The following is a 16,416-nucleotide window of genomic DNA, read 5'->3' on the forward strand; positions in this document are numbered from 1 at the left end:
ATAAAGCATTATGGGGCGGATATGTTATCCAAAACGATACACATACCCTCTTTCACAGCGGAGACAGTGCAATGGGCGAGCATTTTAAATAGATTGGAGAAAAATTCGATATTGACGAGGCATTTTTACCGATCGGAGCTTACCGGCCCGAAGCGATTATGAAACACAATCACCTCAATCCTCCCGAAGCGCTTCAAGCGGCGGAAGATTTGGGGGCCGAAACACTCATTCCGATCCATTACGGCACATTCATCCTCTCGGATGAGCCGATTGATGAGCCGATTGAGTGGTTCAAGCAATTGATAGATAATGATAAAAGAAATCCGTTTAAAGCAAAATTGCTTAAAATCGGAGAGATTTATCGTTTTAATACCACATCGACGCTCAAGTCAACCTGATCGCGCACGGTCAGGAACATCATTTTAATCGGCTTGATTCCGTAATCGGTCATTTTGATACCGCTTTGGGCTTTGATACGTACTTTATTTCCCTCTTCGCTAATCGTCCCTTCGAAACTGATCGGTTTACTCACGCCGTGAAGCGTCATTGTCCCTTTAAGCGTATAAGAATCTCCCCCTTTGGCAACAACCTCTTTGAGATCAAAGATCGCCTTAGGAAACAAAGAGGACTCTAATGCCTCTTGCATATGCTCATCCCGTTTTTTATTATCGCTGAATAGATCACTCATCGATACTTCGATGGAACCTTTCAATGTAGCCGCAGAAGCATCCATGCTCAAATGCGAGGTTGCTTTTTTGCTCATCGGATCAATCGTCGTATCTCCGAATACTTCCGTATGCGCTTTAATGCTCCCCGATTCAAAACCCAAATTCCCTGCATAGACCGAAGCGGCCAATAACACCGCCGTTATACTTAATTTAATCATAAAATCCTCCTAGTGTAAAATGGATATATCAAGGCTGCCAGCCCCAAAATACCTGCGGCAACCCACAACTGATGCTCTAAAGCAACGGCATTAGCAGCGGATGTTGCAATCCAACCGACCCCCACCATTGACAATCCGATAAGGCGGATATCCGCCAAACGGATCAGAGCTTGAAACAACAAAACATTATAATACGAAATAACAATCGGATAGATAACCGCTAACGCAATCGGTTCTTTTACCCAATAAAATGTGTAGCTTAAGAGAAATAAAATCCATATTACCCGTGTTTGGCGCATCAATTCGCCATCGTAACGATATGCCAAAAAGACTCCCGTTAAATGGGAAGCTATGATAAGGAGGGGGTAGCGGCTCCATATATCCATGCCACCCGATCGGCTGAGAGTCTCGAACAATGCCGAATCGGCAAAAATCCATAGCATCATGACGGAAAGTGTCGCCCAATGAAACGGCTTTTTTTCATCCTTCAGTTCCGATTGCACAGGGGTATAGTGCAGAGCAATGACTGAAATCAGAGGGAGCACTATCGCAATATCTCCGCGCGCATCAAACGGGTAGGTGTACAAGGCTGTCCCAACCGCATACGATATTGCCAACCCAAGGGCAAGCTGCAATTTTTCCTGAGACCTAAACAGATAAAGAAGCAGAGGAGTTGTGTATCCGACGACAAAACCAAGCAACAGCAGCATCCCGAGTGAATAGTTGGGGTAAAACCACGAAATCAGTATCTGTATCCCGAATAAAAAATAAAGCTCAAGTTTTAATCCGTGGTGGCGCCCGAGGGCACTCAGCAAACTGCCGATAACCCCGCCGATAGGGAGAGTATAAAGATCATGGATATGGGAATCAAAGGCTCCGACTACCCCCGTTTGCGCAATGAGAAGATAATAAAGGAGCTGCGAGCTCAGAACTATGACCAAAAGATTCAATCGCTACCTCGCAATATCAGCCAGTATACCAAAGCGAATGAGATATCGTACAAGGCTACCAGCAAAGCAATACCATCAAGACTCCCCGCCATATAGAGAGCGATAAATACCGCAGCGCATACCGCACGTATCGCTGCGCTGAGTGAGGCCATCCGCTGCGGATCATAATGTAATCCGGCCCAATGTACCATCCCCGTTCCGATCATAAAGGCAAAGACAATATACTCGTACGTTCCGCTGAAATGAAATCCCAAGAGCGGAAAAAGTACCGCACCTCCGAGAATGAGGATCACCCCCCCTCCCGCATCACTCAACAAACCGCTCAGATGGTAGAATTTCAACGGAGTATCCAACGGCACCCGAAGTCGCGTATACGCGATACGAAGCACCAATATTACTAATACGGCACCGATAAGGGCGCGAATCGCCAAGAACAGCTCAACGTTTCCGACAAGAATTTTTGCTTCGATAAGCCCCGCCATACTAAGCGCTATCGCCATCAAAGCCATCAGCACCGTCCATGCCGCCGCATAAACCCGGCGGAACAGTTCGGGGAGAAGATGATGCAAGATTGCCAGGGCCATAAAGGCCACTCCAACCCCCATTGCAATATGAGCATGCCCTATTACCAAATCGTTACGGTGGATCAATGCTCGGATTTCAGGGATAAAGAGAAAGTTTCCCTGAAGATCGACAAAAATAAAAGCGCCGATAGAGAGGATCAGATATGGGTTGGTTTTAAAACCAACCCCCGAATCACGTAGCCATCCCCACAATAACGGGAGATACAAAAGGGTCAAATACTGAAAAATCCACTCTTCTTGATAGCTCAGACTGTGGAAAAAATTACGGATAATCAGAGAGACTGCGTATCCGACAAGCGGAATAATCCAGAGCCAATGCCGCTTAGGGGTAAACTCCTGCACGGCGGTGAGTTTGATCAGCAAGTAGTAAATCGGAAGAAGTGCAAAGCTCATCCCCAGAGTATTGTCTCCGTGCGGTCCGACAAGGGTCTGCTCCACTTGACCGTATTGCGGATTCATCAGTACCACCAAAGCGATCGGTGCGGCGATCACGGCTAGAAGCGATATATTGACCCACAGCGGACGTTTTTCATACCGGCGAAGGGCATCGACGAGGGCGAGGAGATAAAACACTCCGCTAAACGCAAGAAGAAAATTGAGCTGATAGGGAAAATCGTAAAAAGGCAATCCACGAATATTTCCAAACAGCAGCGCCATGCTCATAAAGAGCAAAAAGAGGTTCCAGACGACGAAATAGCGGCGTAAATGCCCTATTGCAATCGGGGATAAAACGCCCTCTTTTTGAAAGAGGGCGAACGGCAGCAGCGAGAGCATCAACGGAAAGAATCCATAAAGCATCTGCGAAATATGCAATGACCGTGCACGCTCGGGAGAAAGGAGGGTCTGTGCACCGTCCAGTCCAAGCATCTCTACCGCATACACCAGTCCGGCGAAGAGTCCGAGAATCAGCCAGACGAAAGCGAGAGGAAGTTCATCATTTATGAATTTTTTTAACAATGCCATCCTCCATCTCGATTATAATATCTGCATAATCGGCTATTTTCTTGTCATGCGAAGCCACCACAAACCCTGTCCCCTCTTTTGAAAACGATTTAAAAAGTTCATATACACCCAACGCATTTTTCGTATCCAGATTCCCCGTAGGCTCATCCGCAAATACCACAGAAGGGCGGTTGATCAGAGCGCGTGCGATAGCGGCACGCTGACGCTCTCCGCCGGAAACCTCATCACTGTAACGTTTTCCAAGCCTCTCTATTCCCAAATTTTCCATCAGAGGGTCAATTAATGTCGGATCCAGTGCCGCAAGCGCTATATTCTCCCGCAAGCTCAAATAGGAGATCAAATAGTGAAACTGAAAAACAAATCCGATATGGGCACGACGAAAATGATCGATATTTCCGAGTTCGCTCAAAATTTTTCCATCATAACGAACACTCCCCACAGAAGGCTGCAATAATGTTGATAGAATCGAAAGAAGGGTCGTTTTTCCGCTTCCGCTCTCACCGATGATGGCGGTAAAGCTCCCCGGTTCAATAACAATATCGACACCGTTAAGTACTTTTTCATGACCGTAAAAATGTTCCACGCCAAGGGCTTCGATTCTCATGCTCCGCCTCGCTGAATCAAGCTCATCGGATCAATACGGGAAGCGTATATTGCGGGGAGCAATGTCCCGACCAATGCCATACTGACGGAAACCATAAAGACATTAATCATTAATGTCACCGTTATCTCCCCGTTGATGTATCCTTGAAACTTGTCCGCATGTTCAATGAGTTCCAATATCCCCAGTGAAGCTCCCAACGCTACCGTATAGGCGATAACGGCGATGATCAGTGTCTCACTCAAAAGTTTCAAAATAATCGTCGTCGAAGAGAGTCCGATGGAACGCATAATCCCAAATTCCCCCTTCCGGTCGTTTACCACCATACTCATCATGCTCACGATCCCCAGTATCCCCATCAAAAATGCCATTGCTCCGATCACGTCGGAACTGGTTTTGATAATTTTAAATTGATTGTACGAATCAATAAAGCCGTCGGTTGTTTTGGCTTCCATCTCGGGATTTATTCTGTTTATCTCGGCGATGATCGCATCACTTTTACTCAAATCATTTAATGAAAGGAGAAAGATGGATGCACTTTTATGAAAGACCTCTCCCGCATCATCCATCCCCATTACCACCCCGCCGTCTTCAAACCCGATACGGCTTTTAAAAGCACCGCTGACGCGAAACTCTTTTTTGGAGAGAGAGATCGTTTCAGGATGCTTGAGTGTCTCATAAATTTTAGACCCCAGCATCACCTCACCCGCTGCGGGGTAAGCCCCTTGAATCAGGGAATAGCTTTTGAAACGGTTCTCGCTCACGCCGTATATCCCTACGATAGGAAGCGGATCGACAGGTGCCGCACCCAAGATCAAACCGCTTACCTCTTTGACGCCCTCTATTTTTGAAATGGTTACCGTTACTGAGCGGTTAATGTCACTGAAAAAAGTATCGGCGATCCCCTTTTGTGTGACGATAATATCTCCGTCGGTTTTGAGCATCGAACTGTACATGCTGACCACTCCGCCGGAGATGGCGCTGATGAGAAAAATAGCGGCAATCGAAACACTCATACTGATAAATATGAGTGCCGTTTTAAACCGATTTTTACGAAGAGCTTTAATGGGGGTAATCACTGCTCAACTGCCTGTTTGATCTCATTGGCAGAGCTGACGTAGTTGATCGATTGGAGAAAATTGCCTTTAAATTTCATAACGGTGATTTTCCCCTCCTCACCGGGGAATTTCAACCCGAACTCTTCATCATAAATCAACAGTACCGTATGGGGATACTTTTGCATTTTCGGAATGGCAAACGTATTGGTAATAAAACTGGGCATCCCGCTGATATCGGCTACGAATGCGGCATTGTGCGCCGACAAATACCCTTTGTCCTGTCCGGCAAGATACTCATTGACCGTTGCCCCCGTCCCCTTTTCAAATGCCATAAGCAACGTATGCGGCATCACTTTAAGGGTATGCTTTTTACCGAACTGATCTTTTAAATCCAACGGCATAACCGATTGACCCGCCTTGTACGGAGCCGCCAATAGACTCAAAACCATTACTAATAAAACAATAACGTGCTTCATAAAAACCCTTTATAGTATCCTACAAAAGTGTAACGTAATAAGTGTAAACACTTAGCCATTTGCGGATAATAGCAATCCATTATGAATTTTTAATGAAGAAGAGTGTTACGTATGTATTATCTGGAAACTGCCCGTTAATGGGTCAGTTTTAAAATGACGTTTTGAAGTGCGGTATGCTGTTCAAGCGTGAGGGCAAAGGTCTCATCCATAACTTTATCGAGGTGATTCATCTCCGTCAGGGTAATCCCGAACGGATCTTTTTTAGCTACTTTGCTCCCCCCCAAACCGATAACGACATTATCCAGTTTTTTAGAGCTGTGACGGATGAAATAGGTGAGAAAATAGCCGCCGGAGTGGTCTTTTTCAATAGCGACCACAACACGCGATGCATTTGAACCGTTCCAATTCAGATCGGGAGCAATAATTCTGAAATCATCGACCGAAAGATATCCGATATACACCTTGGTGTAAATATCATGGTAACGCTGCGTTGCGGCACGGCGGAAAAATTCCAAGTCAATAGGATCTTTTCCCCGCAATGAACGAAGCATCCACGACAGGGTAGCGTAGTATTTGAATGCCGCAACTTTTAACTCTTCGGCATGGGCGATTTTCGAACTTTCCACACGGATCATCGGAGCGCGAAGCGAGTTGGCGCTCAGACGCTCTAAAATATGACGGGCGCTGTAGGGCTTGGTCAACCACACGGAAGCATACGGAGGCAAATCGGAGGTTCCCGTCGCCCCTTCGTTGAGTACCAATAGCGCTTTGACTTGATATCGAGGAAAAAGGACTTCGAGCAGCGCCCGTTTTTTACGAAGCCGCTTCTTGAGATTGCTCACCGATTTAACCAAAGTCATCTCTACAAAGTAGAGTTCTTTGTCCGTAAACAGCAATCCGTCGAATTCTCCGATCTCTTTGTGGCGGGCACGGTAAATGATCTGCCCTTTCCAGCTCACCGATAACGCATCGCTTTGTGCACGGGTACGCTGTTTGTGAGGACCTTTGATGATAAAGCTTTTGATTCGGGGCTCATTGGCGGCGTATCGGAGAAGTTTTTCATAAATATAGTTTTCATACACTTCCCCCTCGAAAGAACGAAACGCACTGATGTACCCCTCATCCTCCATCGTTAACCCTTTCGCTTCGAGCGACAAAAGATGATCGATGTTATAATCGTAATATAAAAGGTTATCGCCGAGTTCTGCATCGCCTTCGGGGATAACGGTATGGTCGAATGTTAGGATGGGAGCCTCTTTTGGGGGATTCGGGTACTCTCATAAATACCCGTCACTATTTTACCTTATTTTTGGTCTAACACTACTCTAAAGATCATCATGATATACTTTATTTATGCAAAACCGACCGACTGAAGATCAAATCCGCGCCCAATTCGTCACTTCGCTGATGGAGTATTTCAAAATCGAAGAGGATATCAACCTTCGCGCACACGTCGCCGATCTGGTTCGTTCTCTGCAACCGGCACAATACCGCGAGTTCTTTCGCCGCCTCTCCTTGCGTGAAATGCCCTACAAAAGCGGATTTGAAAAAATCGCTCTGATCGCGTCGGAATTTGAAGAAGAAACTCTCTCCCCGATCGAGAGAGAAGCCGCTGAGCGGGCAGAGACACTCTATCGTCTGATGTATGATATCCGGCGAGATATCTCTCTGGTGCGTGACGGTGACAAAAGTGCTCTGGAACGGTTCGAACAGATTCGATTTACGTCGATCAAACGCTCAGGGGAAGAGAAACCTCTGCTGGATGAGACCGATATCAATGTCGTCAAAGCGCTCACCAAAAAATGGATTTACGATTACGTCTCATTGGACAAGTCCCTTTTTGAAATACGGGTCAAACACGAATATCAAAACGAAATTCTCCGTCGCGAACGCTCCAAAAACGAGACTCTCGCCGCACCGCTGAAAGCAAAACTTATCACGTCGGTCAAACGCTCATGATTACCCTTCCTACCGCTTTGATCGATCGAGACGATTTGAGCCTTATGGAGCGGGCTCTCCTCCCCCTCATCGCACGATATACCCAGCAGTGGGGAGATAAGCCGAACGATATCGACGCCTCAACATTGGCACAGGCGCTTCGCCACTCTCCGCGGGAAGTGATCGAAGCGCTTGATGCGATGGTTAAAAAAAATATCCTCAAAACCCTCCGCCGCAAAACCGATCAAGGGGTAATGATCTATTACACATTTACTCCCCTCTCCACCCTCTCTTCTGCCCCTGCGGCGCTCACCGCAGCCGAGTACAGTGACAGCAACTACTATCTCAATCTCTCCAATGAGACCCATGAAGAACTGCATGCATTTGCGTTGGAACTTTGTGATCGAGAGGGGTTACGACGGGAGCTGTATGAAGATTTCAACCTCTATCAACGCTCCAAAAACAACCGCTCTTTCGACTGGTGTGCTGAATTTGAGCGGTGGGTACGGCGTGAAATGGTGTCCAATGCACCGGTACTGGCATCCGAACAGGCATTGATGGATGCCAAACCGACCACCGAAGAGTTCGAGATGACACAGTACTTTATCCGTCACCTCTCCTCCATCGATCCGCAGTTTGTGGAACCTTTTGATGTGATGAGCTGGGCGAAGCAGATTCGCCTCCTTATCGATACGGGGGGATACACGCTTCTGGATATCAAATCGGCTATCGACTGGCTCTTCAGCGCCAAAGGGGATTGGTTCCGTCCGAATGTCCCGGATGCTTATCATCTGCGTAAACATTTCAAACGGCTCATCGCCCATACACGCTCTTTTCGTGACGGCAAACCCCGTCTTCCTGATGGGATCGATCTTTTCGATCTCTATGAGCAGATGTAAGGGTTAGGGTCAGTTTAAAATAAACTCAACCCGTCGGTTTTTCGATCGCCCCTCTTCGTTTTCATTGGAAGCGACAGGATTGGCATCCCCCATCCCTTTAACGGTAACAGCACCCGCATCGATCCCCTGTGTCATCAGATACTCCGCTACCATTTTTGCCCGTGCTTCTGAGAGAATATTATTATTCGCATAAAGTGCTTTTAGCCGTTGCGGCGCGATATTGTCGGTATAACCGTTAATCGTTACCGATTTGTACCCGCCGGCTTTAAAAAGTTGAGCCCATTCGCGTAAACGCTCTTTTCCAACTTCACTTAACGCAACCACCCGACTCTCAAATATTTGAAAATTTCGGAAATACGGGGCAGGCGTCGATGAAGCGATGCCCGGTTTTTCGACAGCCGGTTTTTCAACGGCCGCGATAGGTGCCGACACTTCGATTTTCGGTTCAGCCGCAGCAATAACCGGAACAACTTTTGGCGGCTGTTCCTCCACAATCGGTGCAACGGCCGGTTCAACAACTGCGACTACCGGAGGCTTCTCTTTGACTGGTTTCGGTGCTGCTGACGGTTTAAGAACGATAGCGGGCTGAACAGGATCCGCCATAGCTACCGTCGCGGTCACTTGACCCGGTTTTAGCTTTTCCAGTTCCATCATCACGCATGCCCCTTTGACATCACGTGCCGTCAAAGTATAGGTATTCCCTTTACGCTGCCACTGCGGATTTTTCAGAGGTTTGAGGTCTTGATCCAGCCCCTGATATTTTCGTACACCGTACCCTTTCGGGACATTGACAGTGAGAATATTTTCCGCCGTGACACAATCAGCAGACCCCTTGCAATCCCCGCCGCTTAATAAAATTTTGATGACCCCATTCTCTTCGGAAACCAAAAAATCATCTTTATCGGCACGCTCAAGGTACGAGTATCGATCGGTATTGGCAAAAGAGAGCTTAATCATCCCCTCTTTTGTTTTTTCGATACTATGACTTGCGGGACGGACATAAACGATTCGATCGGAATCAAACCCTTTTTCAAACATGAAACCGTAATTTTTATTTTTTTCGCCCTGATAATTGAAATGGAAAATACCTTCCGAAAAATCGGCCTGCGGATAAAAAATCATCTCCGATACATCCGCTGAAACAGGACTCCAACCCAACCATAACCCTACTAATCCGACTGCTATTTTACTTTGCATTATCACCTCATTGTAATAAAGGGATGATACAATAAATCAAACCAATTTTCGGTTAAAGGTGCGACAATGAATCTACTCTCCCTTTATCTTAACCATCCGCTCACAATCGCGACCGTTGAATATGCATTGGATATAACCCTCGTGCGCGGGGTAGAAAACGGCTATTACGGTAAAAACGATACCCTCCATGTCGTATTGACCCCGTTTGGAGTCCTTACCCTCATCGCCGAAGAAAAAAAAGAGATTCTGGAGACTCTCTCGCTTTTGCGTATCTCTCTCGATGCGCCGAATCTCATCACTCAGGATTACCCGCTCCGTATCGATTCCCAGTTGAACACTTTGTTTGAGGTGACCAATGAAGCGATTGTACTGCGCGAAGCCTCAACCCTGAACCTTAACGTCATCGCCCTCGCGATCAGCCAAAGCGTCGGATTGGAACACTATGAAAAACGGCTGGATACCCTTTTTTTACAAAGCCGCCGTATCGTTGAGTCAATCCATACCTTCTCGATAAGCCGCCGATCCCATCTGATGCAATTCGCCAAACGCCTTGCCCTCACCCGCCATGACATGGTGAGCAATCTGCTACTGCTTGATAAACCGAACATTCTGTGGGATAACGAAGATGCCGAGAACCTCTATACCCGATTGGCTTTTATCCTTGAACTCAACGACCGCCATGAAATTGCCCTCTCCAAACTCTCTCAAATCAAAGAGGACGTAATGCTGGTCATGGATATTATTAACCATAAAAAGAGTGAATTTTTAGAGTGGATTATCATTATCCTCATTGCCGTCGAGATAGTGATGGGAATTGCCCAGTTTATCCGTTAGCGTAAAATAGTTTTATGCTACAATAATCGCCACTACTTTGGAGGTAATAAAAATGATGAAGAAATTGCTTATTTTAGCTGTATTTGGAATCTCGGCATTGAGTGCTGCAGATGGAGCGAAACTCTTTGGAGCCAAATGTGCCGAATGCCATGGAGCGGACGGGAAAGAGGCCTCTATTGCCGGAAAAGCGATTGCGGGTGATGCTGCGGCATTGACCAAATTGACGGGATATAAAAACGGTACTTACGGTGCTGAACAAAAAGCGACCATGCAGGCTTCCATCAGCGGATTGAGCGATGACGACCTCAAAGCGGTTGCAACATACGTCGGCAGCTTAAAATAATTATGCGAGGAGTTTCTCAAACTCCTCAGCCCTAACCGGCTTGCTTTTAAAATACCCCTGATACATCGTGCATCCTTTTTCGCGTAAAAAATCAATCTGCTCAATCCGCTCCGTCCCCTCGGCAAGTACCTGAAAGCCTAACGCTTGTCCCATTGCGATAATTGCTGTCACTATCGCCATATCATCTCGCTCATACGGAATATCATCGACAAAACTTTTATCAATTTTCAAGACATCGATAGGAAACCGCTTTAAATAAGAGAGCGACGAATATCCGGTACCGAAATCATCAATCGCTAAACGGATCCCCTGCGCACGAAGGGCATGAAGCATCGCTACCGTCTCTTCCTCCCGTTGCATTAACGCGCTTTCTGTCAGTTCAAGTTCCAACCGATCAGCCGGATAACCGCTTTTTTTGAGAGCCGCCTCAACCATCAGCGGGATATTTTGATGACGTACCTGATGTGCTGAGACATTGACGGCCAAGGTCAGCCTATGTCCCTGATCGAGCCAAATCTTTCCCTGTCGGCAGGTTTCATGTAAAACCCACTCTCCAATTTCGCCGATCAGACCAATCTCCTCCGCAATGGGGATAAACTCGACAGGAGAAACGACCCCGCGGATCGGACAATTCCATCGTATAAGCGCCTCAGCTCCGACGATACGTTCCGTCTGCATATGGACCTGCGGCTGATAATAGACTTCAAATTCTTGATTCGCGACGGCACGCCGCAACCTGGTCTCACACTCGATTCGCTTGCGTGCCGAGGCGGTGAGTTCATCCGTATAATAGTGATATACGCCTCGCCCTTCCGCTTTGGCTTTGTAGAGTGCCGCATCGCCGTGCTGAAGAAGCGTTTCTACCTCTTCTCCGTGTTCGGGAAACAAAACTATCCCGGCGCTTGCACCGACATGAATCATCGCCGCACCCGATAGACGATACTCTTGGGCCAAGGAACCCATCATCTCTTCGGCTAAACGCCCGGCATCCTCGGGGCGGGTAATATTTTCGAGGACTACCGCAAACTCATCCCCCCCTAATCGGGAGATAAAATCCCCCTCGCGCACCCGCGAAGAGAACCGTTCGGACACCATTTGCAAAAGTTCATCTCCCGCACTGTGCCCGTAACTGTCATTGATATCTTTGAATCGATCCAAATCAAACATCACTAAAGCGATTTGCGTTTTATCGCGCTTCGCTTTCTCAATCGAATTTTGAAGATGGGACTGCAATAAAGTCCGATTCGCCAATCCGGTAAGAGGGTCAAAGTTCGCCAACGTTTCCAACTGATTTTCATGCTTTTTACGTTCTGTGATATCCCGATATACTGCCATCATATACAAATGATCTTGGAACCTGATCGCAACAACATTGATCCAGACCTGATACAAAGTGCCGTCTTTCGCTCGGTGAACCGTCTCGAAACTATCTTTGCCGTTTTCCATAATCATCTCTATCCGTCGGCGGGTCTCTTCGGGCGATGCGATTATTTCGTAATCCGAAATACTCAGTTCGGCAAATTCTTCCGCCGTGTATCCCAATTGCTCATGTGCAGCTTGATTAAACTCTATAGCCCGCAACGTAATGCTATCAACCAGAACCACTCCATCGGGTATCGCTTCAAACAGTTTCCGAAGCTTCAGCGCATTTCTTTCAATCGATACTTTTTCGTTTTTAATCTCGTTTTTTCGTGCCCCAATCTTGATAATCGCCTCATTTTTTTGGTCGATCACACGGATCAAGTACTCAAAATAGGCACCATGAACGGCATGCAGTACATCATGGCGGCTCAGTAATCCGACAAGATTTTCACTCTCATCCACAACAATGAGTTGATGAACGCCGTGTTCTTCCATCAATGAAGCCGCTTCTTGTAAAGGGATATCTTTTTGGATAATGGGGAAATTTCGATGGAGAACTACCTCTACCGTCACATCACGTTGCCCGTTTTCCTGGGTATATTGATGGGCAATATCACGCTCTGTGATCAACCCCACAGGATGGCTTCCGTTTAAAACAACGGCATAATCGGATTTACGTTCATGCATCAACGCGGCAGCTTCAAAAAGAGGAGTTTCCAGAGAAACGATTAACGGCGAATCACTCATCGCCTCAGCGACAACTTTGAATTTTCCCAATTGTTCAAATCCGATATGGCGCAGAAAATCCCCCTCGCTTACAACACCGACGAATTGTCCAAGGGAATCAGTAACAACCAAATGGCGATACCCTTTTTCCTCCATCATCGCATACGCGTCGTGAAGGTATAGAGTATCCTCGACACAAAACGGGTCTGCCGTCATCACTTCGCTCAGCGGATGCTCAATATCGACAAAGTCAGCAACAACGCGAAGTGCATCATGTTCGGTAAAAATCCCGATCGGACGGTTCTCGGAATCGACGACAATAACGGAGCTAATCCCCAGATTTGTCATCATCTCAAGCGCTTTTACGATCGGCTGAGCGGCATTTAACGCCAATGCCTGATCCGAAACAATGGATTTAACGGTAATCAGTTTCATACGTTACTTCTGCACGAAATAGTGCGATTTCTCCCCATATCTTTTGCCGAATATAATGCATTATCGGCACGCTCAATCGCACCGATGAGGGAATCATCCCCCGTTACTTCCGTAATTCCGATACTGCAGGTGATATGTCCGACATCCTCAAACGGCTCCGACTCGACAAGCATTCGGATTTTCTCCCCTACGCTATAGGCCTCATCGCACCCCGTATTGCGAAGGAGCAAAACAAACTCTTCTCCTCCCCATCTCGCAAATACATCGGCTTCCCGAACCACCGAAGAGACCAAAGAGACAAATTTTTTGAGGACATAATCGCCGATATTATGCCCGTAGGTATCATTGACCCGTTTAAAATAGTCCAGATCGATCATGATCAATGCCGACTTACCCCCTTGGCGTTTCATTATCGACAGTTCTTGCGAAAAAAGTTCGTCGAACATGTGACGGTTGTGAATCTCTGTCAGAGTATCTTTCGTCGCTAACTTGGTTAAATGGCGATTTTTTTGTTGCAAGATTTGGGTGATCTCTTCAAATTGCTGAAAATGGTCCTGCATAAGCTGTGACCATTTTAGATAGGTTCGTGAAATCAGATCCTGCTGCGTTACAATCCCGACAACATGCCCCTCATCGTTGGTAACGACAATGCGCTTGAAATGACCGTTACGCAAATACTCAAGCCCCTCACTGATCGAGGCTTTTTCGCTCAACATCTCGACAGGCGAGGACATTACCTCGCTTACCAACTGTGTCGGAGAAATACCTTTGCCGATGAATCTTATCACATCCTTTGACGTGAGTATCCCTGCCGGATATCCACCCTCTTGGATAATAACGCAGTCGCTCAGAGAGTCTTTCATAAACTCCAATACTTCCGACATCGTGGTATCGGGTGCAAAACTTTTATAGCCGAATTTTTTTTCAAAAATAGTCGAAATCTGTAACGACTCCAAAATAACCTGCGGATCGACACTGGCGACAATATCACTGTTGGTCACCAGTCCGTAGAGACTCCCGTCTTTATTACAGACACAAATATGCTCATCACTCTCATGTGTGAGATTAAGGGCGTTGATAATATTGCTCTCTTTATCAATCAGAGGGAGTGGACGGAGGGTAATTTGGGAAAGGGGGATAGAAAAATCCACCTCTTCGAGCTTCAGTCGAATAATATCTTTCGTCGTAATAATATAATGGAGAGTATTATTGACTACGATAATACTCCGATGGTTGTATTGATGCATTTTGTCCAGAGCATCTTGCACCGTATGATGCATATCAACCGTAATGACATCCGTCGTCGCAATTAGTCCGAGGGTAGGAAAAAACATAACGATATCTCCTCTTTACTATTAATTTTATTATACCGTTTGAAATCTCAAAAAAAGCTCATCAATGTTGTATGGTTTAATGTTGAAATTATAAACATCATAATACAATCTATAAAATAACGAAAAAAGGTATCGTCTGTTCCTATGAGTTTATGTATGTTCTTTGCTTTTTGCGCCGATTGCATTGTTCCGCTCTCCCCATCCGGGGCTCTCCTTAGATTTTGATGGAACTCTTCGCGATCATCTCTCTTATCACTGTTTTGGTACTATGGATTGCCCACTCGATTTTTCTAAATCGTCGTCTCATCGACAGCCGAAAACGGTATTGGGAATTTTTCAGCGACTCCCCCGTTGCCCTCATTGTTATCGATAAAAATTACTCTATTACCGAATGGAACCAAACCGCCCAAGCAATTTTCGGCTGGAATGCCGATGAAGCGGGGGGAGAAAATATCATCGAGTTAATCGTCCCGAATTTTGATAAAGAACAAGTCTCTTCCGTCCTCCAAAAAGCCTATCTTGAAGGAAAAAGTTTTTCCAAAAATTACAATGTCACCAAGAGTGAAAGTGAAATTTTTTGCGAATGGCGCAATCATAAGCTGGAAGGGAAAAAAGGGGAGATCCTCTGTATGGCCCAAGACATCACCCTCTCCAAAAAAGCACTGGATGATCTCAATAAACGCTCCGCCGCGCTGGAGAGTGCGGGCGATGCTATTTTCTATACCGATAACAAAGGGCTGATCGAGTTTGCTAATCCCAGTTTTTTCACCCTCATGCTCAATGACCAAGACCATCTTTACGGAACCCATATCGGTAAGTATCTCTTCAAAGAGCGTCTTACCTTCAACACCATATTTTCCCAATTCAGTACAAACCATACCTGGAGAGGAACCGTCACAAAAGAGTCCAAGACCGGAGAAAAAGTTCTCAGCGTCACCATCAAAGCAATCTATCATCGCAACCGTCTTGTGAGCTATGTCGCCAATCTTCACGATATAACCCATATCACCTCGCACGTTGATGCTCTCACCTATCGGGTTCAGCATGATCCCCTCACCGGAGCTACGAACCGTGCCACATTAAACGATCGGCTCGATCATGCTATCAGCCGCTCAAAGCGCAATAAAGAAAAAATCGCCCTCTATTTTATTGATCTGAATGATTTCAAACTGGTCAATGACCGTTACGGACATGAAGCAGGAGACCGATTACTCCAAAATGTTGCTAAAAATATCCGTGCATGTCTGCGCAACAGCGATACGGTGTGCCGCTACGGAGGGGATGAATTTATCGTTATGATTGAAGAGGTCAAAGGGGAAGAGCATCTGCAAAGCGTCAAAGATGCGATTAAAGCCGCTATCAGTGAACCGATCTATCTGGACGATCAGACCGACCTTCATGCCCGTGCGAGTGTGGGGATGGCACTCTTTCCTGATGATGCCGCCAATGCCGAGGAGTTAATTAAAGCTGCCGACAAAGCTATGTATGCTATCAAAAAAGAGAAACACCTTAACGAACCCTCACCAATACTTTGCGTTGACAGTCACAATCGCTGAAATAAACCCACTGTTCCTGATACATCGGCTGCGGAGCATACACCATCGGGGCGCTCTGTACATACGTCACCGACTCCCGTCGCGGCTCTGAGAGTACATATCCGAGAACCCCTCCGATCACCAGCGGAACAGCCCAGTTGCCGTTATTATGGCCATTGGACATTTTCATATGATGTGCAGACTCATATCTGCCGCCGCGCTCATGCCCTCCGGCATAGATACTTGAACCAAGAATAACGGAAGCGGCGATAACTGCCGTCCAAGATTGAACTTT

The 16,416-nt window shown here is 46.5% G+C and carries 17 protein-coding genes; 6 read left to right on the forward strand and 11 right to left on the reverse strand.

The genetic code is table 11. The annotated features are described in order from the left end of the window. Positions 1 to 110: 110 nt before the first annotated feature. On the forward strand, positions 111 to 398 hold the full coding sequence (locus tag Q0C19_RS05295; protein ID WP_295053564.1) for an MBL fold metallo-hydrolase: 288 nt from the start codon (positions 111 to 113) through the stop codon (positions 396 to 398). Here the strand turns inward: Q0C19_RS05295 and Q0C19_RS05300 are convergent. The 7 genes from Q0C19_RS05300 to Q0C19_RS05330 all read right to left on the reverse strand — a co-directional run bounded on the left by Q0C19_RS05300 (position 359) and on the right by Q0C19_RS05330 (position 6,675). After that, positions 359 to 886, reverse strand: a complete 528-nt coding sequence (locus Q0C19_RS05300; protein ID WP_295053527.1) for a YceI family protein — start codon at positions 884 to 886, stop codon at positions 359 to 361. The genes Q0C19_RS05295 and Q0C19_RS05300 overlap by 40 nt on opposite strands. After that, positions 883 to 1,836: a hypothetical protein gene (locus tag Q0C19_RS05305; RefSeq protein ID WP_295053530.1), complete on the reverse strand. Its 954-nt coding sequence runs from the start codon at positions 1,834 to 1,836 to the stop codon at positions 883 to 885. The genes Q0C19_RS05300 and Q0C19_RS05305 overlap by 4 nt, the downstream gene beginning before the upstream one ends. After that, positions 1,833 to 3,383, reverse strand: a complete 1,551-nt coding sequence (locus Q0C19_RS05310; protein WP_295053533.1) for a cbb3-type cytochrome c oxidase subunit I — start codon at positions 3,381 to 3,383, stop codon at positions 1,833 to 1,835. The genes Q0C19_RS05305 and Q0C19_RS05310 overlap by 4 nt, the downstream gene beginning before the upstream one ends. Next, positions 3,355 to 3,987 (reverse strand): ATP-binding cassette domain-containing protein, encoded by a 633-nt coding sequence (locus Q0C19_RS05315; protein WP_295053536.1) that lies wholly within the window; start codon positions 3,985 to 3,987, stop codon positions 3,355 to 3,357. The genes Q0C19_RS05310 and Q0C19_RS05315 overlap by 29 nt, the downstream gene beginning before the upstream one ends. Beyond that, complete coding sequence (locus Q0C19_RS05320; RefSeq protein WP_295053537.1) at positions 3,984 to 5,063, reverse strand: FtsX-like permease family protein; 1,080 nt, start codon at positions 5,061 to 5,063, stop codon at positions 3,984 to 3,986. Before Q0C19_RS05320 ends, Q0C19_RS05315 begins: the two co-directional genes overlap by 4 nt. Further along, the gene (locus Q0C19_RS05325; RefSeq protein WP_295053540.1) at positions 5,060 to 5,518 is read right to left on the reverse strand and encodes a hypothetical protein; all 459 of its coding nucleotides are present in this window, start codon (positions 5,516 to 5,518) and stop codon (positions 5,060 to 5,062) included. Before Q0C19_RS05325 ends, Q0C19_RS05320 begins: the two co-directional genes overlap by 4 nt. A gap of 134 nt (positions 5,519 to 5,652) precedes the next feature. Next, on the reverse strand, positions 5,653 to 6,675 hold the full coding sequence (locus Q0C19_RS05330) for a hypothetical protein (RefSeq protein WP_295053543.1): 1,023 nt from the start codon (positions 6,673 to 6,675) through the stop codon (positions 5,653 to 5,655). Positions 6,676 to 6,871: 196 nt separating this feature from the next. Here Q0C19_RS05330 and Q0C19_RS05335 point away from each other — a divergent pair, with 196 nt between their 5' ends. Then, on the forward strand, positions 6,872 to 7,477 hold the full coding sequence (locus Q0C19_RS05335; protein WP_295053545.1) for a hypothetical protein: 606 nt from the start codon (positions 6,872 to 6,874) through the stop codon (positions 7,475 to 7,477). Beyond that, entirely contained in the window at positions 7,474 to 8,355 is an 882-nt protein-coding gene (locus tag Q0C19_RS05340) for a hypothetical protein (protein WP_295053548.1), read from the forward strand. Before Q0C19_RS05335 ends, Q0C19_RS05340 begins: the two co-directional genes overlap by 4 nt. Positions 8,356 to 8,364: 9 nt before the next feature. Here Q0C19_RS05340 and Q0C19_RS05345 read toward each other — a convergent pair whose 3' ends face one another. Continuing rightward, positions 8,365 to 9,552 (reverse strand): OmpA family protein, encoded by a 1,188-nt coding sequence (locus Q0C19_RS05345; RefSeq protein ID WP_295053550.1) that lies wholly within the window; start codon positions 9,550 to 9,552, stop codon positions 8,365 to 8,367. Between the two features lie 66 nt (positions 9,553 to 9,618). Here Q0C19_RS05345 and Q0C19_RS05350 point away from each other — a divergent pair, with 66 nt between their 5' ends. Further along, entirely contained in the window at positions 9,619 to 10,386 is a 768-nt protein-coding gene (locus Q0C19_RS05350) for an RMD1 family protein (protein WP_295053552.1), read from the forward strand. 52 nt (positions 10,387 to 10,438) lie between these two features. Next, positions 10,439 to 10,729, forward strand: coding sequence for a cytochrome c (locus Q0C19_RS05355; RefSeq protein WP_295053553.1), 291 nt, complete (start codon positions 10,439 to 10,441; stop codon positions 10,727 to 10,729). On the opposite strand, the gene Q0C19_RS05360 is transcribed toward Q0C19_RS05355, so the two are convergent. Further along, positions 10,730 to 13,252, reverse strand: a complete 2,523-nt coding sequence (locus Q0C19_RS05360; RefSeq protein ID WP_295053555.1) for an EAL domain-containing protein — start codon at positions 13,250 to 13,252, stop codon at positions 10,730 to 10,732. Continuing rightward, positions 13,249 to 14,586 (reverse strand): diguanylate cyclase, encoded by a 1,338-nt coding sequence (locus Q0C19_RS05365; RefSeq protein WP_295053558.1) that lies wholly within the window; start codon positions 14,584 to 14,586, stop codon positions 13,249 to 13,251. Before Q0C19_RS05365 ends, Q0C19_RS05360 begins: the two co-directional genes overlap by 4 nt. A 224-nt stretch (positions 14,587 to 14,810) precedes the next feature. Between Q0C19_RS05365 and Q0C19_RS05370 the strand changes: the two genes are divergently transcribed. Next, positions 14,811 to 16,142 (forward strand): bifunctional diguanylate cyclase/phosphodiesterase, encoded by a 1,332-nt coding sequence (locus Q0C19_RS05370; protein ID WP_295053567.1) that lies wholly within the window; start codon positions 14,811 to 14,813, stop codon positions 16,140 to 16,142. On the opposite strand, the gene Q0C19_RS05375 is transcribed toward Q0C19_RS05370, so the two are convergent. Then, positions 16,096 to 16,416, reverse strand: a 321-nt coding sequence (locus Q0C19_RS05375; protein WP_295053561.1) for a hypothetical protein, incomplete at its 5' end; no start/stop codon positions are given. The genes Q0C19_RS05370 and Q0C19_RS05375 overlap by 47 nt on opposite strands.

The organism is Sulfuricurvum sp., from assembly GCF_023250475.1.
Lineage (GTDB): Bacteria > Campylobacterota > Campylobacteria > Campylobacterales > Sulfurimonadaceae > Sulfuricurvum.